The following is a 25,111-nucleotide window of genomic DNA, read 5'->3' as shown; positions in this document are numbered from 1 at the left end:
TTTTTCCGTTCTTTGAAAGATGAAACAAAGAATTTTACTTTTATTTACGGTTTTTGCGCTAACAGCTTGTAAAAGAGAATCAAAAATTTCGTCCTCAGACTGGACAAATATATCTGCCCGTACCCAATTTAAAGAACACGAAGGTACCCTCGAGCTAAAATCGGGGAATTTCACTTATCATTTTAAACAAAATCAAACTCCATTTAAGAAAATAATTCTGCTGAATGCAAGTATGGCAGGGTATATTTCAGAGCTTGGAGCAGAAAATCTAATCATAGGAGTTTCCAGCCCGGAATATATTTATTCAGAAAAAATTCAGAATATGCTTAAAGAAGGAAAAACCCAGAACGTAGGAAGCGAGCAGAAATATGATGTAGAGAAGATTATCTCCATGAAGCCGGATGCTATTTTTACCAATCATATTGCCAGCTTTGACAATACTTACGAACTGCTAAAAAACAATGGTATTCAGGTGATATTTCTGGATGAATACATGGAGCAGAAGCCTTTGGAAAAAACGGCCTATATTAAACTTTTCGGAGAGTTTTTAGGAAAAGAAAAAGAAGCAGAAACGAAATATCAGGAAGTTGAAAAAAATTATAACGATCTGAAACAGCTTGCATCAAAGGCCAAAGAAAAACCTGTGGTACTGGCTAATGAAATGTACGGGGATGTATGGTATCTTCCAGGTGGAAATACCTCTGTTGCCCATTATATTTCAGATGCCAATGCCAATTATATCATGAAGGACAATAAAGATGAAAAGGCATTGACGATGAGTTTTGAAGAAGTATATGCCAAAGCTGGAGGTGTTCAGTATTGGGTGAATGCAGGAAGTCATACCTCAAAAAAAGAAATGTTGGGGATGAATCCTTTCTACGGAAAACTGGATGTATTCAATAAAGGAAAAATTTACACCATAGCAGGAAAAGAAAAACTGAAAGCCAATGATTTCTTTGAAAGTGGGGTGGTAAGAGCAGATTTGATCCTGAAAGATTATATTAAAATCTTTCATCCGGAACTTTTACCGGATTATCAGCTTACTTACATGAAAGAATTGCAGTAACTCGTACTATTTGCTTATTTTTGCCTTTCCTTTTTATAAAATTATGTGGAAAAAAATTAAACAGCTTATTTTCATCATTCTTGTTCTGAATGTAGTTTTTATTATCTGGGGCAGATTTTTTAATCCCCCGATTACCCTTACCCAGATAGGAGGGCTTTTTGAATATGGAAAACTACACAGAGATTATATTTCCTATGACGAAATGGGAAGCAATGTGAAAAAAGCCGTAATTGCTTCTGAAGACCAGAAATTCTTTGATCATGATGGTTTCGATTATACAGCAATCGAAAAAGCGATGAAATATAATGAGAAAGGCAAAAAAATAAGAGGAGGAAGTACCATTTCCCAGCAGACCGCAAAAAATATATTTCTTTGGCAGGGCAGAAGCTGGGTGAGAAAAGGGCTGGAAGCAGTCTATACTTTTATCATTGAAAAAGTATGGAGTAAAGATATTATCCTTGAAAGATACCTGAATTCCATTGAAATGGGGCAGGGTGTATTTGGAGTGGAAGCTGCTGCACAATATTATTTTGGAAAATCATCCAAAGACCTAAGTGCTTCAGATGCAGCCTGGATCGCCGCTGTATTGCCTAATCCAAAAAAATACGACCCTAAAAATCCATCTCCCTATTTAAGAAAGAAACATAATTGGATTATGAGACAGATGAGGAATGTGAGTTTGAAATAGTATCTTTGTACTAATGAAATTCTTTAATTCCAGCACAAACTTTGAGTCAGTTCTTAAAAAATATTTTTCTTTTAAGAATGAAACCCTTTCTTTAGAACCCTTTGCAGAGTTTTTAGAGACCATCAAAGAGGTAGACTTTACAGATGTGCTCAATTTTTTCAGAAGCAATCCTAATTTTGCTGAGAACTTTAAATATTACATCCACAATATTTTTAAAGGACGACCTTTCAATCTTTCGTTGACGGAAGCTAATATTCTTTCAGAGAATGCCTTCTTTCCGGAGCTTAAAAAAAGAATCCTGAACAAGGTTTTACCACCCGTTGAAAACGAAAAGACAGTGTGGTTTATGATTGATAATGTGAGTCTGAGACCTAAGAAAGATCTGAGATACCTGCATAACCTTCCCGAAAATGAGATTGATGAATTTTTAAACATGCTAGGGGCATCAGATTTTATTCTGAAACCCAATGTGAAAAAAGAACTCATTTTCTCTATGAATATTCTTTCCTGGAGGGTTACTGGGATGGCTATGGAGGTGGAAGTGGTGAGAATGGCCCCACAGTACAGAAATCTGGACAATCCTTTTCTTGCCCTTCAGAATGAGCTGGAAACATTAGCAGATGATCTGGTAAAAGAACCCGAACTTCAGCTTCACTCTAAAGACAGCAGATATAAACAGATAAAAATCTACGCAGAGCAATGTCAGGAATTTGTAAATATTGCTTTTAAAAATTCCGCTAAATATGGTATTTCCGGAAAGATTAACCAATCCCTGCTTAAGATTCGCCAGCAGACTGAACGAATTTATGATATCGTACAGTTATTGGTCATTGATACCGATGAAGATGCTCTGATAAAATCTAAACAGTTGGTCTTTAATATTCTGAGCTATAAATCTCATAAAAACAATATTTCTGATCTGATTAACGATAGTACAAGGCTGATTTCCCACCTTATTACCAATCATACCGCAGAAGCCGGAACGCATTACATTACTTCTACCCGAAAGGAATATATGACGATGTTCTACAAGGCGAGTGGTGGTGGAATCATTGTAGGAGCACTTTGTGTTTTGAAAATGCTGTACGGGTATATTCCGGGAAGTGACTTTTCACACGCTTTTCTGTATTCGATGAATTATGCAATGGGATTCGTGATGATCTATCTGATGGGCTTTACTCTTGCTACAAAACAGCCGGCTATGACTGCTGCTACCATGACAAAAGTATTGTCTGAAGAAGGAAAGGCCCAAAGAAATAATACTGAATTTGCCCATTTGGTATCCAAACTGTTCCGAAGTCAGTTTATTGCCTTTGTAGGAAATGTATTACTCGCTTTTCCGGTGGCGCTTGCCATTATTTACGGACTCGATGTATTTTTCTCACAAAATCTGGCAGTAGACAGATCTGATAAACTATTAAAAGACCTTGATCCTTTTAAATCAAAAGCGATTCTGCATGCAAGTATTGCAGGGTTTTATCTTTTTATTTCAGGAATTATTTCAGGAAATATCGGGAACAATTCTGTGTTTTACCAGATTCCGGAAAGAATTGCCAAAAACCTTTCAATCAGAAGCTTTTTCGGAAAGAAATTCGCAAAAGGACTTTCAAAATATTACGCTAAAAACTGGCCTGGGATTGTTTCCAACTTTTGGTTCGGGGTGTTCCTCGGAGCAACAGCTCCGGTAGGAATGTTTTTCGGGCTGGATCTGGATATCAGACACATCACCTTTGCAGCGGGTAACTTTGCGTTGGGATTGTATGGGAAAGATTTTTCAGTAGATTCCTATACATTCTGGATGTCTTTTGTAACGGTTTTCCTTATTGGTTTCTTCAACTTCCTGGTAAGTTTCAGTTTATCCATGTTCCTGGCATTCAGATCGAGAAAAATGAATTTTGGACAGGTAAGTGATATCTATAAAGAAATTTTCAGATATTTTACAAAGCATCCGCTGAAATTCTTCCTGCCATTAAGTTCAAGATTGGATAAAAAAGCAGATGACCTGATGAGCAGTACTATTTCTAATAAATCAGAAGAACATTAATAATTAAAATAAAAAATGCTACCCTCAGGTAGCATTTTTCTATAGAAGATCTTTTGTCCTTATAAAATCTGAAGGTCATTAAATTTTTCTGTCCCAAATTTATCCTGGAACTTTTTGAGATAAAAGTTTTTACGCATTTTAAAATCATGTTTCAGTAAAGGAGAATCAATTTTAATAATAACACATTTGTTTTCTATATTGACACTTCTAATTTCATTAAAAAGGCTTTCATCAAGATAATCTTCAAGGAAATCTTTAATGTCAAATGCAATAAGTTTATGTTCAAAACCGTAGATTCTGGCAAAAGATTTTACCAGTTCGGAGGATTGATATTCACGTTTTTTCTTCTTCTTCATAGTCGGGTTTCGGGGTGCGTGATTTGTGTTTTGGAGTTTCGGAATTTGTTTTGGATGATAAGTTAAGATAAAAAATACTACAGTATGGATAAATAAATTTAATATTTTGTTTTTTAAATTATAACCAGGTATTTCTGTATTGTCAGGCACTAAACTTCAAAAATTATACTTTCCTCATTAATTTTCTTAACTACATTTTCAGTTCTTTCCCGATGAGTATCCGTAATGAATATCTGTCCAAAGCTTTCTTTGTTGACCAGTTCAATCAATTGTGAAACTCTCATATCATCAAGCTTATCAAAAATATCATCCAGTAAAAGAATAGGTGTTTTTTTGGTAAGTTCTTTCACAAGACTCATCTGAGCCAGTTTTAAAGAAATAAGAAATGACTTTTGCTGGCCCTGAGATCCTATTTTTTTGATTAAAACATGGTCCATTTCAAAAAGAAGATCATCCTTATGAATTCCTTTTGAAGTATAGGTGAGCATACGGTCTCTTTCGATGCTTTCTTTTAAAAGATTTTCAAAAGAATTTTCCAGCAAATGAGATTCATAAATAACAGATACAGTTTCTTTCCCACCGGAAATAATCTGATAGAAATTCTGAACAATTGGATTGAGCTGTTCTACAAATTCCTTTCTTTTCTTAAAAATTTTAGTCCCGAATCGGGTAATAGGGTCATCATAAATTTCCAGCGAATCCTTGTCCCAAGTTCTGTTTTTGGCGAAATATTTCAGCAAAGCATTTCGCTGCTGAATGGTCTTCTGATATTGGATAAGGTCAAAAAGATACTCTGAATCCGTCTGAGAAATCATAGAATCCAGAAACTTACGCCTGCTTTCCCCGGAATCCGAAATAAGATTGGAATCATAAGGTGAAATCATAACACTCGGAAGGTAGCCGATATGATCCGCAAGCCTGTCATAGCTCTTATCATTCTTTTTGATGACCTTTTTAGCTTCCTTAGGCTGAGTGATTCTGATGATATCTTCGCTGTCTTCATTTTGAATTTCAGCATCAAGAGTAAAGAAATCTTCCTCTCTTTTAATATTATTGGCATCTGTATTTCCCAGGAAACTTTTTCCTACGGATAAATAATGCAAAGCATCCAGAATATTGGTCTTTCCCACACCGTTATTTCCTACAAAACAATTGATTTGCGGGGAAAATTCAAATTTTTTCTCAGAGTGGTTTTTGAAATTGTAGAGGGAAAGCTTCTTGATAATCATTCGTCAAAAATACTCCATTATTAGTAAAAATAAAAAAGGAAGTGCCGAACAAGTTTCCACCCCGAATGAATAATAAGTGTCATCTCTTTTGTTTTCAGAGAAATAGATGAAAATATAAGTTATGATGCTTGACATAAAAAAAGCTAGTGCATATGCTAATTCAAGGTAGAAAATTGAGAGTATGCTGCTGATGAAAACAAGTGCATAGGCAATGTATTTGGTGTTTTCTACACCTATCAGCATAGGAAAGGTTTTTACCGTATCACTATTCATATCCCGGATATCAAAAGGAAGCACAAGAGCAGTGATAAAGAAAAAGCTGATCAGGAAGATAGGAACACTGAATTCTGGTAGGGTGAGCCAGCAGTTGACCAATGCCCAAACTAATCCGACATAAAAAACTTTGAGTAAGGGGATTTTCCGGATATAAACATCAAGAAAAAAGCTGTTGTACAGCAGTCCCAATACGACAATAATGAACCATTTCAAAAGCCTTATTTCATTGTGATTGTGAATGATCAAAAAAGCACATGTGACTCCGGCTATTGCATTTACAATTACTATTTTAAAAAAATGTTTGGTGTATTGGTATTTAGTATACAGATAACCACTGAAATAAGTGATGAAAATTAATGCAAAGGTAGGGAAACGGAATGTGTTTTGCTCTTTCATGAAAAATACTGCAAAAAGAGTTCCCATAAGAGAGACATAAAGTTGGCTGTCTATGACAGTTTTTTTCAGTATTTTTAAAATGTTCATTTATCAAAATTAATATATATGAAAAGATTTTCCAAGATTTTTATGCTTTTGCTTGTAATGCTAAGCTTTTCAACGGTATCCGCACAGAAATATTACGATACCCAATGGAAAAAAATTGCTGAAAACAGTACGAAAGGAGCTTATAAATCTAATCTTCCCATTATTTTAGACATACAAAAACAAGCGATGAAAGAAAATAATGCCTTTGAACTGATCCGTTCTCTGAAAGCGGAGTTCAGTATTGTAAACCAAACGGTGGATGATGACCAGAACGATTCCGCTTCCCAATTTTTTAAAAAGCTTAAAGATGCAGAAGGCAAGATGAGCGGGGAAAGTAAATTGGTATACAAAGTTTTACTGAATGGTTTTTTCATGGATTATTACAACCAGAACTCATGGAAAATAAACGGAAGAACCAATATCAATTCTCAGGATGTTTCACAAATTGAGACCTGGAGTAAGCTTGATTTTAAAAATTATTTGACAAAAAGCTTTCAGGAAATTGATCAGGAAAAGCCTGAAATGAAAAAGATTTCTCTGGAAAAGTATAAGAATATATTTTCCGGAACGGGTGACACAGCCTATTTTCCAACATTGTCTGATTGGTATGCAATAAAGAAAGTAGAGTTTTTATCTGAAAACAATATTTTCACAAAAAATGAACTGACAGCAAACCGTACAACGATCAATGCGATTTATGATGAGATGATTGCTCAGAATACAGGAAATGCAAAGCTGTATTTCATGAAAGAAAAGATTACAGAGAATTGTAATTTCAATCACTGCAAAGATAAACTTGAACAGCTTCAGAATCTTTTAAAATCTAATGTAGAAGGAGATTATAAAGTGGTAGTCATGGGAGAAATCATGGATGAACTTGTGGGCAAGAAGAAACCTAAAGAAGCTATTGCGTTGGCTGCCCAGGCTAAAAATGAATATCCGAAATCTCCATTCATTGAGAATATCAAAAGTAAGGAAGCTCAGATTGTAAATCCATATCTGACTCTAAAATATGAAGCCCAGACTCAGAATAATCTGCCGATTCATTTTGTTGCACAATATCAGAATGTATCAGAATTTACCCTGAATATTTATGAAGTAAAAGATGATTTTACATCACTACTCCAATACGTTCAGAATTCTTATTCTGATACTTTCGGAAAATTAAAGAAGAATCTGGTAAGGAAAGAAACATTCCAGCTTCCTGATCCTAAGGATTATCAGAATCATAGAACTTCACTGGAAGTGAAACCGCTTCCTTCAGGAGTATATGTAGCAGAATTTACGGTTGCCGGAGCCGACATGAAAGATTCAGACTCCAGACAGAATTTTTACTTTCTGGTATCCGGAAACAAGATCATCTATCAGTCTAAAACTGACAGAAAACCTCTTGCAGATGAATTGAAATTGGTTAACAGTGAAAATGGTAAACCTTTAACAAATGAAGGTCTTAAATTTTATGAATTTGTTTCCAATAAAACGTTAACTAAAATTGATGGAACAACGAATGCAAGCGGAGTATTTAAGTTCCCTTCTTCTGAAAACAAAGACTATTACAGAACTTTCCTGATCCAACAGCCTAAGACCAATGATTTCCAGATCATGCAGGTCTATGGAAACAGAGGAAATGCTGACGATTATAATTATAATCCTAACAAAGAAACCCGTTCAACTGCCCAGATTTTCATAGACAGAGGTATTTACCGTCCTGGACAGACTGTTTATTTCAAGGTGATTAATACCAGAATCAATAAAGAAGTTGAATCTGTTCTTTCAGGAATAAAACAAAAAATTACTTTATTTAATACCAATAGCGAAGAGGTTTCTTCCCAGGAATTTACTGCCAATGAGTTTGGTTCTTACCACGGAAGCTTCATTCTTCCTAAAGGAAAACTGAACGGTAATTTTTATCTGAGAATAGACGGTGAAAGCCAGGGATATAAAAATTTCAGAGTAGAAGAATACAAAAGACCGAAGTTTGAAGTCACCTTTGATCCGGTAAAGGATGAATACAAATACGGACAGACTATAGAGCTGAAAGGAAAAGCAGTCATGTTCTCCGGTGTTCCGCTGAACAATACCACAGTAAACTATGAAATTAAGAAGCAGAATATCAGATGGAGATATTTCAGCTGGTATCCACAGGACAATGATAATGAAAACTCAATTCTGGGTGAGGCAAAGACCAATGAAAAAGGTGAGTTTACGATTCGTCTGGAACTTAAAAAAGATGAAAAACTGGAAGGGATACAAATTGATAACTATGCCATCAATGCTTCTGTTACAGACATCAATGGGGAAACACAGACCGCCAATACGCAATTGAAAGTAGCTTCGGTCTCTCATTATATTCAGGCAGAAAATATCAACAATACTTTTGCAGATGAAAATGTAAAAGTAAAAGTGGAAACCAAGAACTATAATGATCAGAATCTTAAGAAGCCCTATCAGGTTAAGTTATCAAAACTGATCGCTCCGGACAGGATTTTCAGAGATAATTTCAAGTCTGATGTTCAGAATCTGCCGAAATATTCAAAAGAAGAATTTATCAGCAAATTCCCACACGATCTTTTTGATAAAAATGATGAGATCAAGAATTGGAAAACCGAAAAAGTACTGGTAGAAAGACAGCAGCAGCCATCTGCTGACAATGCGCAGCTTTCAACGAATCTTGATTTAGGAAAGCTTGAAGCAGGAGATTACCAGCTGGAACTTTTCAATTTCGAAGGGAAAGATACTATAAAAACAGCACAGAATTTCAGTGTTTGGGATAAAGCATCTTTAAAACCGGCTCAAAAAACTTTCCTTACGGGGATTGCTCCGAAGGAAGAATTGTCAAGAGGAGAAAAAGCTAAAGTGTATGTATTCTCAGCAATTCCTGATGCATTAGTGAATGTTTTTGTACAGGATGGTTCCGGGAAAACAGTTTCAGAAGTTCATCAGCTCAAAAAAGGAATATTGGAATATACCGTTGAAATTCCTAAAGACAAAAGTGTGTCCACACTGAATCTGCAGTTCCAGCTGGTTGCATTTAATGATGTGAGAACAGAATCTGTAGCTTTAAACATAAAAGACACAGAAAAACCTTTAAAAATTGAAACAGTAACCTTCAGAGATAAACTAGAACCGGACTCTAAGGAAAAATGGACGGTAAAAGTAACCGGAAACGATAAAGAAAAGATTAATGCTGAGGTCTTGGCCAATATGTACGATATGTCTTTGGATCAGTTTGCTGCAAACAGCTTTAGTTGGAGAAAATTGTACACGCCATTTGTGATTGTTACTTCTTACGGAATCAACAATTATCTGCAACAGCAGAACTATCAGAAAAGACTGAGATATTTTGAAGACAAATATGTACAGGTTCCACAGTTTAACTGGTTTGATGGTGACTTTTTATATTCATTACAGGGGAATGTTGCAGGAGTTGTAATTCAGGAAGGAGTTAAATCCCCGGCTTATGCACCACCGCCATCACCAATTGCTGGCGCAAAATTTAAAACTGCAAGAGCATCCGTAGCAAAAGAAGTTGTAATGAACGAAGCGGTAGACGCAATGGCATCTAATGCAGATGGTGTTTTAGATAAAGATGATCAAGAAAAAGCACTGGATAAAGTGGCCGTTCGCCAAAACCTGAACGAAACAGCATTCTTCTATCCGGATCTTAAAACAGATGCCGAAGGAAACGTAAGTTTTGAATTCACTTCTCCGGAAGCATTGACAAAATGGAAACTGATGTTCCTTGCCCACACAAAAGATGCAAGAGCTGCTACATTGGAAAAAGAAGTGGTAACACAAAAAGAATTCTCAGTAACTCCAAATTATCCAAGATTCCTGAGAGAAGGAGATGAGCTGAATCTGCAGTCGAAGTTATCTAACCTTACAGATAAAAAACTGGATGGTTCTGCAGAGTTACAAATTCTGGATGCCTTTACCAATGAAAATATTTCTTCAAAATTTGGAATAAATTCAGGAGTACAAAACTTTAGTTTAAATGAAAATGGAAGCAGTGCATTAACATGGAAATTAAAGGTTCCGGAAAATGTTTCCTCTGTTATTTTTAAAGTGGTTGCTAAAGCTGGTCAGTATTCTGACGGTGAGCAGCAAGCCATTGCCGTATTGCCCAACAGAATGCTGGTGACGGATGCTGTTCCGGTTTTTGTGAAAGAAGGAGAAACCAAAACATTTGTGTTGGACAATCTTAAAAATAATACATCCACAACAGCTTCTAATGTTTCCAATACGTTAGAACTGACAACCAATCCGATCTGGGAAATCATGTTTGCCCTTCCAAGTCTGAAAAATGATCAGAATAATTCAGCAGATGTGATCTTCAATAAATGGTTCGCAGATGTGCTGGCTTCAGAAATATTCAAAGCTAATCCGAAAATGAAAACGGTTTTTGAAGAATATCAGAATAAAGGATTATTAAATTCAAATCTTGAAAAAAATCAGGAGCTGAAACAACTGTTGCTGGAAGAAACACCTTGGGTACTGGAAAGTAAAAATGAAGGGGAGCAGATGCAGAAACTGGCATTACTATTTGATGCCAATACGATGAAAAATTCTATCAGTCAGGATTGGGATGAGTTCAAAAAACTGCAAAATCCGGATGGTGGATTCTCATGGTATCCTGGTTATCCAAGTTCTTACGGTACCTCATTGTATATTCTTAAAAACTTAGGAAAGATCAACTCTTGGTTAAAAGAAAATGTAAAAGACTATCAAAGTGCCGACCAGAATGCTATGACAGCTAAACTGGTTCAGTATGTAGACAATGAGGTCAACAAGTATTTTGATGTAAAAAAAGGAAACGTTTGGAATAACTGGGCTATGGATTATCTTGATACCAGAAACTATTGGGAAAAACAATATCCGTTGAAAGGAAAAGGTGCTACTCTGAAAACGTTAGTTAAACAAAAAGCAAAAACAGCTAAGATTACAGATTTCACATTCTTCGGACTTCACCGTGCAGCATTGTTAATGAATGATTATGGTCTGAAAGATGTATCTGATAAATTGATGACTTACCTTAAAGAAACGTCAACGGATACAAAAACACAAGGCGTTTACTGGAAGCAGAATCTTAATGACTGGGGATGGTTTGGTTCAAAGGTGGTCAACCATGCTGGTGCACTGGAAGCATTCAACAAGTTAAAATCTAATGACCAAAGCTTTATTGAAGATATGAAAATCTGGCTGGTAACTCAGAAGGAAGTGAACTCATGGGGAAGCTCAAGAGGGACAGCTGAAGTGATTTTTACTATTTTAAATTCAGGAAAATCATGGACAGGAGCAGAAAGTGATAAAGCTGCTGTCGTTTGGGGAGGAAAAGAATTAGCTCCTCAGACACAAGCCACGGGTTATGTGAAGTCAACTTTAAAACCAGAAGCCGTAGATAAAAACTTAGCGACAGTAACTATTACAAAACCTGGTCCAGGAATTGTGCAGGGAGGATTGTTCTGGCAGTATTATGAAGATCTCGATAAAATCAAATCTTCTGAGAATTATATTTCCGTAACGAAAGAACTCTATAAAAAAGTGAAAACCGTAAACGGTGAAGAACTTCAGAAAATCTCAGCAGAAACCCCATTGAAAGTAGGAGATAAAGTAACCGTAAGAATGATTCTGAATACAGACAGAGCGATGGAGTTTATCCACATTAAAGATATGCGTGCGGCAGGATTTGAACCTGTAGATGTATTATCCGGATATCAGTGGAAAAATAATCTTGGATACTACCAGTCCACCAAAGATGCTTCTACCAACTTCTATATTCAGTACATGCCAAAAGGAAAATATGTTTTTGAATATGATGTGGTTTCCAATGCATCAGGGAAGTTCTCCAACGGAATTACAACCATGCAGAATTACTATGCACCACAGATGAATGCTCACACAAAAGGAAGTAATGTGACAATATCAGAATAATGTATAAAAAAACTGCAGTAATTTTTTACTGCAGTTTTTGTTTAAAGATTTCAAAAAAAAATAGAATTAAATCGAAAAATCAAACAATTGTTTAATTCTGGAATGGTTTTTGGAGTTAGGTTAGTAGAAATTAAAAAAATTATAAAGATGAAATTTTCTAAAACTTTAATTACTGGATTGGTATTGATGGCTGGAGTAAATGCTTTCGCGCAAAAGAAAGCAGAAAAGTTTGAAAAACTACAGATTGAAATGTTCCCCAAAGCTAAAGAAGGATATAAACAAGTATATATTCAGCTTCCCGTAGCAAAAAACGAAAACGATTTAAAAGTTGAACTTTTTGTAGGTGCTGAAAAAATGTTAGATTGTAACAATTATTTCCTGATGGGAGAAATGAAAACTCAGGATCTTCAGGGATGGGGCTACAATTATTATGAAGTAGAGTCTAAAGGAGAAACAGCAGGAACTCTTATGGGATGTCCAGGGCAGAAACAGACTAAAAAGTTTGTTACCCTAAAGCCTGAAACTGTAAGATACAACAGTAAACTTCCATTGGTATTTTATGTACCGAAAGATATTGAAGTTCGTTACAGAATTTTACGTCCGGATGCTGGCATGAAAAAAGCAGTTCAAAGATAAATCAGCTTATTATAATTATACAGAAAACTCCTCACAGCAATGTGGGGAGTTTTCGTTTTTATACAGTATCAGATTGAATAATTCAACGTCTCGTTTGTCATTCCGCAAGAATCCAGCTTCCAAAATTCAGAATCAATTTTTATTTATATTGTTATGATTAACTATAAGTTTTGGTAAAACCAAATTCCTATTAATTGATTCTTCCATTATCTTAGCCAAGTGAAACACCTTTGCGAACAAGCTTAAACCGATGCATAATGTATTTGCAGACATGACGTTGTAATATATTTTTTGGCTAAAGCCGATAGAAATTTGATCTTTTATCAAACGGACTCCCTTCGTCTCCGCTCAGGATGATAGTCCGTTCCTATTGAATATTGTTTCTCGCAAATTTTGCTAATTGAAAAGATTGTAATTTTCGGTGTCTCCCATCCAAGTTTGTCATTCCGCAGGAATCTAAATCTCAAAATTCAGAATAAAATACTAAAGCTTGTTTTTCCGGTCGAGTACTTTTAAATCCTTTTATTTCTCGATAAAATTGCTTTAGAATTATTGTGAAAAAAGTAGAGTTAAATTTTTTTTCAAAGTTTTTTAGTTTTTAATTAACATTTAAACGATTCACCCAAAACTTTATTTTATAAGGTGTTAAATTTAAACACATTTTAAACTTACTTTAAATTCACCATATTGTAGAATTATCTTAAAGGATTTTATCTTTTTTTGCATTATATTTGTTATAAACATAAACCATGAAAAACAATTTATTGATTTTTACGTTTAGTTTTTTTGCTTTCCCCGCTTTTGGCTGGGCACAGTCTGCGCCGGATTTTAAAGAACTTCTGGATAGTGCTATGGTTCGGGATTCGAACCTCAAAATGCAGGTTATCCAAAACAAACTTACCGATCTTGACGAACACAAACTGAAAGACATCTTTCTTCCTACCCTGGAATTGAGTGGTAAAGCCGGCTATCTTAACGGAACAGCAAGACTTACGTCACCGGAAATCAATCTCGCTCCCTTTATCAATATTCCGGAAGGAGCTTTTAACAATAATTTCAATGTATCAGGATTTTCAGGTATTGCCAAGGCAGATGCCAAAATGCTGTTGTATTCCGGAGGGAAGGTAAAGTACATGAAAAAAGCAGTTGAAGAAAAGAAGAAATCTGAAGATATTCTGCTGGAGAAAACAAAAGATGAAGTGATTGCCGGTATTTCCAGAGCATATGATCAGCTAGCCTTGATTCATCAGTCTAAAAAAGTGCTGGATGAAAGCAAAAAAAGACTAGATATCAACAGAAAAACTGCCGATAAAGCGCTTGGCTACGGTTTGATTACTCCTTATGACCATAAGAAAATCGAACTGGCTCAGGCCACCTTAGATGCAAAAATGGTAGAATATGAAGGGAAGAAAGAACTGCTTCTTACCCAGCTTTATATTTTAACAGGAATCAGCAGAGAAAGGCTCAGAATGATTGATCCGGTATTATCTCCTGTAGAATTGCTTGCGGCAGAAAAAGGAATAGAGCAGAGAGCTGAAATCCGTGCATTGGAACATGGGATAAGTGCAGCAGACTATAAAATAAAGGCTGAAAGAACATGGATGATTCCTAAAGTACAGCTGATGGCTTCCGCATATTATATCGGCTTGTACGGAAACAGGATCAAATCTTCAGAAAATGTAATCCCGGCAGTTCCACTACTTGGTTATGAAGGAAAAAAACTGGACTGGAGACCCAATAATATCAACGTATTTCCATTAATTACAGCAGGAGTAGGGTTTAAGTGGGAAATTTTTGATGGTAAAGAAGGAAAACACGCTGAAGAAACAGCTAAGGTAGGAAAAGAAGTATTACAGAACCAGAAAGAAGATGCACTGAAAAAACTGACATTGAATCTGGCTAATAATCAAACCAATTATGATATAGCTTCCGCTCAGATTACCTTAAAAGCCAAAGAAAAAGAACTGGCAAAAAATGCACTCGTACAGGCAGAAAAAGAATTCAGGTACGGAATGAGCAAATCTTCTCAGCTTATTGATGCAGAAAACGATCTTGAAGCTGTTGAACTTGAATATCAGAATGCCATTTTCAACCAGAGAAGAGCGGGAATAGAACTGATGAGATCTACCCAGGAACTGGATATCACCAAATTTTATTTAATCCCTTAAAAATTTAAATGATGCATAAAAATATATCTATACTCTTCGCTGCTCTGTTTTTGTTGGGGAGCTGTGACAAAAAAAATGAAAAGACCAAAGAACCTGAAGGAAAAACCAAGAAGGATGTGATCTCTTTTGCCCCAAAAGTTACCGGAAGGATCTTAAAAATATACGTTTCCGAAGGTCAGACGGTGAAAAAAGGAGATACTTTGGCTCAGCTTGACGTACCTGAAGTGTCTGCAAAAATAGCACAGGCACAGGGCGCAGTAAACGCTGCTTCAGCCCAGGAGCAAATGGCAAAAAATGGAGCGACATCCGATCAGTTGAGACAGCTTCAGGCCAAATATAAAGGTTTGAAAGAGCAATATGAATTTGCTCAGAAATCTTACAAAAGAGCAAACAATATGTTCCGTGACAGTTTAATGTCTCCGCAGGCTCATGACGAAATCTATGCAAAACTGCAGGGTGCAAAAGCACAATATGATGCGGTTGTAGCAGAGCTGGATGACGTAAACAGAGGAACCCGTTTTGAGAAAATAGAGATGGCAGCAGGACAGGCATCACAGGCCAAAGGAGCTTTGCAGGAAGCCAATGTAGCCTATTCCGAAAGATACATCATTGCCACCAACGACATGGAAATAGAAACCATCAGTTTAAATACAGGAGAGCTGGCAACAGCTGGTTTTGCCTTGTTTAACGGATATATTCCGGAAAGTACCTATTTCAGATTTACGATCCCGGAAAGTGCTATTTCAAAATATAAAAAAGGGCAGGAGGTTACGATGCAGATCGTTTATAATAAAGAAAATCTTACAGGAAACATTGTATACATCAAACAGCTTACAAAGTATGCGGATATTACAACGGCTTACCCTGATTATCAGTTGCAGGATGCGATCTATGAGATCAAAGTAAAACCTAAAGACATGAATAAGGCTAAAAGTATTTTAGTCAATGCTAATGTAATCCTGAAATAAATTGAAAAGAACGGATGAAACTTCTATTGAATTTCATGTTGTTCTTTAACATATAAAAATCTACAGATGAAAGAATTTTTCCGTCTTTTAAAACGTGAGTTCAAACTTTTTATCGGCAATTCTACCTTAAGAACCGTGTTCTTTTTGGCACCGGTTTTTTATGCAACCTTGCTGGGGTTTGTCTACAAAAGCGGAAAAGTTGAAAATACTCCCGTATTGGTGGTCGACAGGGATAATACTCCGCTGTCTAACCAGTTGACGGAAATGCTGGATGATAATAAAAGCATCAGGATTATCAGATATCTGCAGGAACCTCTGAGCATCAAAGATGAGGTGATCAGACATGAAGCTGCCGCTGTAGTGATTATTCCCTCAAGATTTGAAGGAGACATGCTTCAGAAAAAATATCCCGAACTGAATGTTTATATCAATACAGGAAATGTTTTAACGGCAAATTTTGCCTCCAAAGCTCTTCAGCTGACCATAGGAACATTCTCTGCCGGAGCATCCATCAAAGGACTTCAAAAGGCAGGAATGCCTGCAGCAAAGGCAGCAACACAATATGAGCCTTTCAAAGCCAATTACATTACTCTTTTCAATACTACCGGAAACTACCTGATCTTCATGTGGCCGGCAATGCTGGCAGTAGTATTGCAGCAGGTGATCTTATTAGCTATGGCCGTAAGTTTTGCCGCCGAATTTGAAAGAGGTTCTTTCGTGAAAGAATACCTGAAAATGAAAAAATGGGCCTTCCCAACCATGCTGATAAAAGTGATCCCTATCTGGGTATTTTCTATTCTCATTGTAGGTATTTATTACTTTATGCACATGATTTTCCATGTTCCGATGCCTGAAGGAATATTTAATTTTATTCTCCTGACAGCGGTCTTTGTAGGATCAGTTTCATTTTTGGGAGTATTTATCAGTATTCTGATTCCCGATGCATTGAAAGCAACACAGATTTTGATGGTGATTGCCTCACCGGCTTTCATTATCAGTGGTTTTACATGGCCATTGAATGCGATGCCTGCTTTCGTTCAGTTCATCGCCAATATTATTCCATTAACCCCTTTCTTGCAGGCTTTCAAAATCTTATTAATTCAAAAAGGATCCGTAGAACTTACATTTCCTTACCTGAAACATTTAAGTATCCTTTTAGTGGTATACGCCATTATTGGCTGGATTGCTTTAAAGATCAAACTTTGGTTTATTTTCAGAAAAGCGGCACCACAGGAAATTGCAGTTGAGAACACTTCTCCGGAGGATGTTGAGTAGTCGTAGAGGGACTAATCGCCGATATCAATTAACCTTAATTAGAAATAAGATTGTTTGTCATGATTTTATACAATATTATCTTTAATGTTTGCAAAGTTATATTGAAGAATATCTTTTAATTTTCCGATCACAAAGGCACTCCGTTTAACAAGGTTTGATTATAGTTTCCGCTGAATGTAATGCCATTGCGAACAAAATTATTTTCAAACTAAAAAAATATTTTGCGACTCTTGCGTAAAAAAAATCAGATTATTTTCTTCATTGGAATTCAGGTTAATTAATAACCAATAATCATTTGGTAAGCAGTTTCTTGTCTTGTATTTCAAATGCTCAGTACTGTGTAAGTCCTCTAATGAGTAATTGCAATAATTTCTTCTTTCCTTTTTTCAACCAACGATAAAATCAAACAAAAAAACTGATATATTTGTCCATAGTAAAATAGAAATTATATGGAAAATGTATTTGATGCAAAAGATGCTCAAAATTATATTGATAGGATAAACAAATTGGTAGAAGACACCCATGGTTTATGGGGAAAAATGACGGTAGACCAGATGTTGGCACACTGCTGTATAACCTATGAGATGATTTATGAGCCGGAAAAACATAAAAAACCGGGATCTATTGCAAAATTTATATTAAAAACCTTCGTGAAATCTAAAGTAGTAGGAGAGAAAGCATATCCAAGAGATTCTCCTACGGCTCCACAGTTTTTGGTGACTACCAGAAAAAACTTTCACGAAGAAAAAACAAGACTGATTGGTTTTATTCAGAAGACACAGCAATTGGGGGCAGACGCTTTTGATGGGAAAGAATCTTTTTCTTTCGGAAAATTAAAAGCTCAGGAGTGGAACAATATGTTTGCTAAACATCTGAACCACCATCTGTCACAATTTGGCGTTTAAAACACACAGCATGAAAAAACTTTTATTACTCTTCCTTCTGGCGGCCAATTTTGTATGGGGGCAGATGCCGGATATTTCAAATACCTGGCTGAATAACAGCAAACCTTATCTTGGAACTATTGGAAACAAAGGCCAGGAACTGAAACTTAAGATCAATATTTCTGAACAGAATAAAAAGAATGACCAGGAGTATTTTGTTTCAGGATATTCCCTTGTGGATACCAACTACACAAAATTTGAAGGTAAGATTACCATTTCAAAATATAAAGATTCCAGGAAGCAAGGAACCGTGTTTGGGGAATATGAACTGGCAGAAGAGAATAAAGGGAAACATTCAGGACTTTTTAAGGGAAGATTTGTCTACAATTTTAAGTGGAATAAGAAAACAGAAAAAATTGAAGGGCAATATATTGAGCTTATAGGAGACTGGAAAAGCTATGATGGAACTATAGCGTTTAAAACCCATTTAAAAAACCAGTAACCATGCTGAGAAGAATATTAGCTGTAGTGGTGGGGCTTCTTGTGGGCTCAATTTGTATTACAGTCGTAGAAAAAATAGGACATTATCTGTATCCTCCTCCCGCAGAAGCGGCCGCCGGAGATATGGAGGCGCTGAAGGTATATATTAATGATGCTCCTTTTATGGCTCTGTTTTTTATCATTCTGGCATATGCCTTAGCAGCAGTTGTTTCCGGATTTACAGCCTCAAAAATCTCAAATAACGGAAAATCTACAGCAGCTGTAATCTGTGGAATCATTTTTCTACTGATAACCATCTATATGATGACCTCTTTACCTACTCCAATCTGGTTCTGGATTGTAGGAATCCTTGTTTGGGGATTGGTTTTCGAAGGACATAAACTTGCTTTAAAAACAAAAAAAATATGAAACTAGGAGCATTTTCAATCAGCTTAAGTGTAAAAGATCTTCAGAAATCCAAAGATTTTTATGAGAAACTGGGCTTTACAACTATGGCAGGAGCTACAGAAAGTAACTACCTGATCATGAAAAACGGTTCTACCTTGATAGGCCTTTTTCAGGCAATGTTTGATGGAAATATGCTTACTTTCAATCCGGGATGGGATGAAAATGCACAGAATCTTGAATCTTTTGAAGATGTGCGTGAAATTCAGAAAAGATTAAAAGAAAGTGGAGTTGAGATCGGTAAAGAAGCCGATGAAACAACCTCAGGACCTGAGCATATTTACCTTAAAGATCCCGATGGAAATATGATTCTTATAGATCAGCACAGATAACAATAAAACACATTCATGATGAGAATATTTAAGAGAATTATTTTATTTTTAGCCGCATTACTAATCATTTTGTTAGTGGTGGCAGCTTTTATCTCGGGAGACTGCAAATATGAAAAAACAATCTCTATCAATGCACCTGTAGATAAAGTATGGCAAAATACAAATACTTTAAAAGCAATGGATCAATGGAGCCCATGGAATGACCTTGATCCTGCTATGAGAAAAGACTGGACAGGCACAACGGGGCAGCCCGGAGAAAAAGTGTGCTGGGACAGTAAAAATGAAAATGCTGGAAAGGGTTGTCAGGAATTGAAAAAGGTAGATGAGGCAGGTAAAAGAATAGATACTGAAATCAAATTTCTTACTCCATATGAAAGTGAAGCAAACGCTTATGTAACAGTAGCTCCGGAAGGAAACGGAAGCAAGGCAACATGGGGATTTACATCACAGATTCCTTATCCGTTTACTTTGATGAAACTATTTATGAATATGGAGGATGCTATTGGAAAAGACTATCAGAAAGGGCTTTCAGGATTAAAAGCTTTATCTGAAAAACCTTAATAAAATACAAATTAAAACTAAACTTAAAAAAACAAAACAATTATGGCAACAGTAAACGTCTACCTTACATTCAATGGAAATTGCAAAGAAGCATTCGATTTCTATAAATCTGTTTTCGGAGGAGAATATCCTTATATCGGAACATTTGGAGAAATGCCTCCAATGGAAGGAAAAGAAACTTCTGAGGAAGACAAAGACAAGATCATGCACGTTTCACTTCCGATTTCTAAAGAAACAATATTGATGGGAAGCGATACAGGAGGAGAGTGGTCTTCCAATTTCAAAGCAGGAAACAATTTCTCCATTTCTATAAATGCAGAATCTAAAGAAGAAGCAGACAAATTATTCGGCGGTCTTTCTGCAGGAGGACAGGTAACAATGCCAATGGCAGATACTTTCTGGGGAGCTTATTTCGGAATGTTTAGTGATAAATTCGGGATCAACTGGATGGTAAACTATGATGATCCTGCTAAAATGCAGCAGCATCCATAACATTAATATTTTGTATTTGAAATATAGTTAGAACATACCGGCAATGCAATTGCCGGTTTTTTATTTGATATTATATTTGCATCCCAAAAATTTTTAAATTTGATGGAAGGAGTATATCAGACTCATAAAATGATAGAATATTTTATACTTAACACAAAAAATAGAAAAGATGAAATTTACAATTGAAGACATTAAAACAGAGCATCAGAAAGTGAAAAGCGGAGCCGATTTCCCGGCTTATATTCAGGCTGTAAAAAAGTTAGGAGTTTCTCATTATACAACCTATGTCTCAGATGGAAATACCGAATATTTTGACCAGGAAAATCAATCTGTTCAGACCAGAAGCAAGTATCATCCGCTTACTGTTTCAGGAAACCTAAATCTTGAAAACTTTAAACTAAGACTCAGACTTCACCAACAGGGAGGAACAGATTATATGACTTTCTGTAATGACTGTGCAGAAAACGGTGTCAAAGGCTGGAAGATGGATCTTCATGCGATGACCTGTACTTATTTTGACAAAAATGAAACTGATGTGCTGACAGAACAGGTTCCAGGATAATCTTTTAGAGAAAACCGTATGCAAATTATGGTACCCAACTTTCTTTAAATCGTTTTGAAATAGTATTTGCTGTTATTGATTTAAATTATTAATTTTGTTAAAAACGATAGATAATAGTAATTGGTAAGCATGAGAAAGGTTTTTACGAAGTTGGCATTCACAGTATTAGGTTTTGGGTCCATATTGACATTTGCCCAAAAAAATGAGCTGGGAGCATGGTATATGTATTTTGGAAATAACAAGATCAGCAAGAAGCTGAACTGGCATAATGAAATTCAATACCGTAATTTTGATGCGGTTGGAGATCTGGAACAGTTACTTATCCGTACCGGGATTGGATATGATCTTACAGAAAATAATAACAATGTTTTATTGGGATACGGTTTTATTCTGAGCCAGCCGTATGTAAACGGCGAGAAAAAAGAAAATATAGAGCACAGAATTTTCCAGCAGTATATTACCAAGCAGAAATTTGGACGTTTTTATCTTCAGCACCGTTACCGTTTGGAAGAACGTTTTCTGGAAGATGATTTCAGGATGAGGTTCCGTTATATGCTGGGAGTGAATATTCCGATTACTCAAAAAGAGATGTTGCCGAAAACCCTTTATGCATCAGTATACAATGAGATTTTCCTGCATTTCAATAGTCCGGTTTTTGACAGAAACAGAGTCTATGGCGCTTTAGGATATGTTATTAATAAAAACATGAGGATTGAAGCCGGTTATATGAACCAGATTCAGGAGAACAGAAACCGCGGACAGATTCAGATTGGTTTTTATAATAATATTCCATTTACCAAAAACTGATCATCACCGCTGCTGAATGCTTGATGAAAGCCATTATTTGAAAAATTAAAATAATAAACACAAAAAATAAACACCTATGCATTCAGGAAAAAGATTTGGAGCCCGTGAGTTCATTATCTGGACCAGACGGAGTATTTATGCTCTGCTCGTATTATCAGCTATTCCTACAGTTCTGTACTTCCTAGGATTGAAATTTCTCTCACTTCCGTGGCAGCCTATTGCTATCATGGGAACTGCAGTTGCTTTTATCGTCGGATTTAAAAACAATGCCAGCTACAGCAGACTTTGGGAGGCAAGACAGATCTATGGAGCCATTATCAATGACAGCCGCAGCTTTGGATATATTCTTAGAGATGCACTGCTTTCCAAAGATGCAGGTAAGGTAAAAGAAATGTTTCTCCGTCATTATGCATGGCTTACCGCATTGAGGTTTCAGCTTCGTGAACCAAGAGCATGGGAAAACATGGGGACAGAGCAGTATGATGAATATTCTAAAAAATATGACATTCCAGAGAGACTTTCCAAACTGGACGAGGAATTGAAAAAATACCTGTCCGAACCGGAGCTTCAGTATATTTTAAGCAAAAAGAACAGAGCAACACAATTGATGGCAAAACAGAGTAAAGCCTTGTCTGAAGCCTATGAAAAAGGAGAACTCAACGATTTTCAATGGACGCAGATCAATCAGCAATTGGTGAAGTTTACGGACGATCAGGGAAAAGCCGAAAGAATTAAAAACTTTCCGTATCCAAGAAACTTCTCTTCAATCACGACTTATCTTTTATTGTTGTTCATTGTTTTTGTGCCTTTCGGATTACTGAAAGAGCTTGATAAATTAGGAGACGGAACAGTAGTAGAAGGTTGGACAGTATGGTTTAATATTCCGTTTTCTTTATTAGTGACATGGTGTTTTCATACCTTAGACAGTGTTGGAGAAGCTTCTGTAAACCCATTTGAAGGAAGTCCCAATGACGTTCCAATCACTCAGATCAGCCGTACCATAGAGATTGATATGAGAGATATGCTGGATGAATCTGACCTTCCGCCAGCCATCACTCCAAAGAACAATATTGTACTCTAATTTGAAAATTAAAAGATTAGATATTTTCTGTAAAAAGCAGAAAGTGTATTGATCAAAACAAAAAATAACACTTAAAAAAACAACTTAAAATGATTCACAGCTATGTTATAATATCCATTGCAGTACTGCTGTCTGTGATGATATTGGTAATGATCGGCCAGAAATTAAAAGTCGCTTACCCGATTTTTCTTGTGATTGCAGGATTGCTGATAAGCTTTGTGCCGGGAATGCCGCGTATAGAAATAGAACCTGATCTTGTTTTCCTTATTTTCCTGCCGCCTATTCTGTTTGAAGCAGCTTGGTTTACTTCATGGCAGGACTTTCATAAATGGAGAAAACAAATATTTTCAATGGCTTTCGGATTGGTATTTTTAACATCTATCGTTGTGGCTTATCTTTCGTCTTCCATTATTCCAGGACTTACTTTAGCAATGGGATTTTTGCTGGGAGGTGTAAATTCTCCACCGGATGCGGTAGCGGCCACTTCGGTACTGAAGCATATGAAAATTCCTAAAAAAATCACCAATATCCTGGAAGGAGAGAGCCTTATCAATGATGCGTCCAGTTTAATTGTATTTAAATTTGCCCTTGCAGCGGTTATTTCAGGACAGTTTATCTGGAGAGATGCTGTTCAGGATTTCTTTACGATGGCTATTGGAGGAATTGCTGTGGGAGTGGCGACCGGCTTTTTATTTGGAGCATTGCTCAGAATTATTCCTACCAATTCCAATATAGATACCATTATTACCCTTATTGTGCCGTACATTATGTATGTGGGAGCAGAGCATTTCCATTTTTCAGGAGTACTGGCAGTAGTGGCCGGAGGATTACTGATGTCTTATAACTCACACTGTTATCTGAGCCACACTTCAAGGATACAGTCCGGGAACGTGTGGAGTGTATTGATATTCCTGATGAATACAATTATTTTCATTCTGATTGGCCTTGAACTTCCCATTGTAGTGGAAGGAATGAAAGAATATACAATCTCAGAAGGTATTTTCTACAGTGTAGTGATTGGGGGAGCTATCATCGGGACAAGAATTCTTTACAGCTATGCATTGATGTATTTCCCAAGAGTTTGTTCCAAAGAATTAAGATTAAAAGTTCCGAAACCGGATTGGAGAGAACCTTTCATTATCAGTTTTGCAGCAATGAGGGGTGTGGTTTCACTGGCTGCAGCCTTGTCGATTCCTGCCTTTTTACCAAACGGAGATGCATTTCCACACCGGAACATTATTTTATTTGTAACTTTCGTTATTATATTGATTACACTGGTAGGACAAGGATTATTGCTGAGCCCGATCCTGAAATTATTGAATATTCAGGATGCCGGAAGTGAATTACCTGAAGAAAAGCAGGAAGTGATTCTGATGCGCAAGCTGAAAGAAACAGCACTGCACAAACTGGATAATGATTTTTCTGAACTGGCAGTCACAAACAGTCTGGTACGTCATCAAAAACACAAGCTGGAAAATGAAATGATGCTGATGGCTGACAAAGCCCAATGTATGGCTTCTACAGGAGACTATGTATCGGCAATCAATGAAAATAAAGACGTCTTGCGGCAGGTTATTCAGGCGCAGAGAAACGAACTGCACAGAATGAAAAGAGAAAAGATATTTGATGACCATGTGATGAGAGCCATTGAAATGCAGCTGGATTTTGATGAAGCAAAGATCACCGGATTTTCACATTGATCATTAAAAGGAAACCACAAAAGATAAGCTTGAGTTATAAAAAAGTCACAAAATGAAGAATCTCAGATTTTTCAAAGCTTAAATGTATTTTTCTTTATTTGAAATTTAATTTTAAACAAATTCAGGTTAAAACTTTTATGACTTTTGTGGTTAAATATTTTAGACAAAATGTTTAATTTTAGACATATTAAATCTATAATATGAGCACACCCATCACTGTTCAGTATAAAATAAATGCTCCGGCAGAAAAAGTCTGGAAAGCATTGACCGATAAAAATGAAATGAAATCCTGGTATTTTGATATCCAGGATTTTGTATTGGAATCAGGTGCGGAATTTAATTTCTATGAGCCGGGAGGAGCCAATAAATACCATCATCACGGTGAAGTTTTAGAAATAATACCTGATCAGAAATTGAAACATACATGGTCATATCCTGATTTTTCAGAACTGAAGACCATTGTAACCTGGGAATTGCAACCCGAGGACGGACAGACTTTAGTAAAGCTGACTCACGATGATATTGAAAACTTCAAAGATTTAGGAGATGGTTTTTCAAGAGAAAACTTTACAGAAGGCTGGAAAACTATTTTGGGACAAAGCTTAAAAGAATATGTAGAAAAATAGA

At 36.2% G+C, this 25,111-nt stretch carries 22 protein-coding genes; 19 read left to right on the top strand and 3 right to left on the bottom strand.

Translation table 11 applies throughout. From position 1 onward, the window contains the following. Positions 1-19 precede the first annotated feature (19 nt). The 3 genes from CHRYMOREF3P_RS05345 to CHRYMOREF3P_RS05335 are packed head-to-tail and all read left to right on the top strand — an operon-like array spanning position 20 to position 3,798. The gene (locus CHRYMOREF3P_RS05345) at positions 20-1,066 is read left to right on the top strand and encodes an ABC transporter substrate-binding protein (RefSeq protein ID WP_180564032.1); all 1,047 of its coding nucleotides are present in this window, start codon (positions 20-22) and stop codon (positions 1,064-1,066) included. A 43-nt stretch (positions 1,067-1,109) separates the two neighbouring features. Then, positions 1,110-1,754 carry a monofunctional biosynthetic peptidoglycan transglycosylase gene (gene mtgA, locus CHRYMOREF3P_RS05340; RefSeq protein ID WP_047378078.1) on the top strand — a complete coding sequence of 215 codons (645 nt, stop codon included), beginning with the start codon at positions 1,110-1,112 and terminating at the stop codon, positions 1,752-1,754. 13 nt (positions 1,755-1,767) lie between these two features. Further along, the gene (locus CHRYMOREF3P_RS05335; RefSeq protein WP_077416329.1) at positions 1,768-3,798 is read left to right on the top strand and encodes a recombinase; all 2,031 of its coding nucleotides are present in this window, start codon (positions 1,768-1,770) and stop codon (positions 3,796-3,798) included. A gap of 59 nt (positions 3,799-3,857) precedes the next feature. On the opposite strand, the gene CHRYMOREF3P_RS05330 is transcribed toward CHRYMOREF3P_RS05335, so the two are convergent. The 3 genes from CHRYMOREF3P_RS05330 to CHRYMOREF3P_RS05320 form a co-directional block, all read right to left on the bottom strand. Continuing rightward, complete coding sequence (locus CHRYMOREF3P_RS05330) at positions 3,858-4,154, bottom strand: hypothetical protein (protein WP_077418007.1); 297 nt, start codon at positions 4,152-4,154, stop codon at positions 3,858-3,860. 149 nt (positions 4,155-4,303) lie between these two features. Then, positions 4,304-5,383, bottom strand: a complete 1,080-nt coding sequence (gene recF, locus CHRYMOREF3P_RS05325; RefSeq protein ID WP_077416331.1) for a DNA replication/repair protein RecF — start codon at positions 5,381-5,383, stop codon at positions 4,304-4,306. Between the two features lie 3 nt (positions 5,384-5,386). Then, a complete protein-coding gene (locus tag CHRYMOREF3P_RS05320; RefSeq protein ID WP_077416333.1) occupies positions 5,387-6,142 on the bottom strand; it encodes a hypothetical protein in 756 nt (251 codons plus the stop codon). An 18-nt stretch (positions 6,143-6,160) separates the two neighbouring features. Between CHRYMOREF3P_RS05320 and CHRYMOREF3P_RS05315 the strand changes: the two genes are divergently transcribed. The 16 genes from CHRYMOREF3P_RS05315 to CHRYMOREF3P_RS05240 all read left to right on the top strand — a co-directional run bounded on the left by CHRYMOREF3P_RS05315 (position 6,161) and on the right by CHRYMOREF3P_RS05240 (position 25,110). After that, complete coding sequence (locus tag CHRYMOREF3P_RS05315; protein ID WP_180564031.1) at positions 6,161-12,073, top strand: alpha-2-macroglobulin family protein; 5,913 nt, start codon at positions 6,161-6,163, stop codon at positions 12,071-12,073. A gap of 147 nt (positions 12,074-12,220) precedes the next feature. Beyond that, entirely contained in the window at positions 12,221-12,709 is a 489-nt protein-coding gene (eco, locus tag CHRYMOREF3P_RS05310; protein WP_077416337.1) for a serine protease inhibitor ecotin, read from the top strand. Between the two features lie 749 nt (positions 12,710-13,458). After that, the gene (locus CHRYMOREF3P_RS05305) at positions 13,459-14,877 is read left to right on the top strand and encodes a TolC family protein (RefSeq protein ID WP_077416339.1); all 1,419 of its coding nucleotides are present in this window, start codon (positions 13,459-13,461) and stop codon (positions 14,875-14,877) included. A gap of 11 nt (positions 14,878-14,888) precedes the next feature. After that, a complete protein-coding gene (locus tag CHRYMOREF3P_RS05300; RefSeq protein ID WP_180564030.1) occupies positions 14,889-15,845 on the top strand; it encodes an HlyD family secretion protein in 957 nt (318 codons plus the stop codon). 66 nt (positions 15,846-15,911) lie between these two features. Then, entirely contained in the window at positions 15,912-17,120 is a 1,209-nt protein-coding gene (locus tag CHRYMOREF3P_RS05295) for an ABC transporter permease (RefSeq protein WP_077416343.1), read from the top strand. A gap of 449 nt (positions 17,121-17,569) precedes the next feature. After that, positions 17,570-18,025, top strand: a complete 456-nt coding sequence (locus CHRYMOREF3P_RS05290; protein WP_047388398.1) for a DUF1569 domain-containing protein — start codon at positions 17,570-17,572, stop codon at positions 18,023-18,025. 10 nt (positions 18,026-18,035) lie between these two features. After that, positions 18,036-18,506 carry a hypothetical protein gene (locus CHRYMOREF3P_RS05285; protein ID WP_180564029.1) on the top strand — a complete coding sequence of 157 codons (471 nt, stop codon included), beginning with the start codon at positions 18,036-18,038 and terminating at the stop codon, positions 18,504-18,506. A gap of 2 nt (positions 18,507-18,508) precedes the next feature. Next, positions 18,509-18,913, top strand: a complete 405-nt coding sequence (locus tag CHRYMOREF3P_RS05280; RefSeq protein WP_180564028.1) for a hypothetical protein — start codon at positions 18,509-18,511, stop codon at positions 18,911-18,913. Next, positions 18,910-19,281 (top strand): VOC family protein, encoded by a 372-nt coding sequence (locus CHRYMOREF3P_RS05275; RefSeq protein ID WP_077416349.1) that lies wholly within the window; start codon positions 18,910-18,912, stop codon positions 19,279-19,281. Before CHRYMOREF3P_RS05280 ends, CHRYMOREF3P_RS05275 begins: the two co-directional genes overlap by 4 nt. Positions 19,282-19,296: 15 nt before the next feature. After that, positions 19,297-19,842, top strand: a complete 546-nt coding sequence (locus tag CHRYMOREF3P_RS05270; RefSeq protein ID WP_232538973.1) for an SRPBCC family protein — start codon at positions 19,297-19,299, stop codon at positions 19,840-19,842. Between the two features lie 42 nt (positions 19,843-19,884). Further along, a complete protein-coding gene (locus tag CHRYMOREF3P_RS05265; protein ID WP_077416353.1) occupies positions 19,885-20,334 on the top strand; it encodes a VOC family protein in 450 nt (149 codons plus the stop codon). Positions 20,335-20,503: 169 nt separating this feature from the next. Continuing rightward, positions 20,504-20,896 (top strand): DUF1398 domain-containing protein, encoded by a 393-nt coding sequence (locus CHRYMOREF3P_RS05260; protein ID WP_180564027.1) that lies wholly within the window; start codon positions 20,504-20,506, stop codon positions 20,894-20,896. A 129-nt stretch (positions 20,897-21,025) separates the two neighbouring features. Further along, entirely contained in the window at positions 21,026-21,703 is a 678-nt protein-coding gene (locus CHRYMOREF3P_RS05255) for a DUF2490 domain-containing protein (RefSeq protein WP_077416357.1), read from the top strand. 76 nt (positions 21,704-21,779) lie between these two features. Continuing rightward, positions 21,780-22,784 carry a bestrophin family protein gene (locus tag CHRYMOREF3P_RS05250; protein ID WP_077416359.1) on the top strand — a complete coding sequence of 335 codons (1,005 nt, stop codon included), beginning with the start codon at positions 21,780-21,782 and terminating at the stop codon, positions 22,782-22,784. Positions 22,785-22,873: 89 nt separating this feature from the next. After that, a complete protein-coding gene (locus CHRYMOREF3P_RS05245; protein WP_077416361.1) occupies positions 22,874-24,484 on the top strand; it encodes a Na+/H+ antiporter in 1,611 nt (536 codons plus the stop codon). 200 nt (positions 24,485-24,684) lie between these two features. After that, positions 24,685-25,110 (top strand): SRPBCC family protein, encoded by a 426-nt coding sequence (locus CHRYMOREF3P_RS05240; protein ID WP_180564026.1) that lies wholly within the window; start codon positions 24,685-24,687, stop codon positions 25,108-25,110. Position 25,111 lies beyond the last annotated feature (1 nt).

Source organism: Chryseobacterium sp. JV274, from assembly GCF_903969135.1.
Taxonomy (GTDB): Bacteria; Bacteroidota; Bacteroidia; order Flavobacteriales; family Weeksellaceae; genus Chryseobacterium.
Note: the sequence above shows the minus strand (reverse complement) of the source record. Positions and strands in the feature narration are given on the sequence as shown.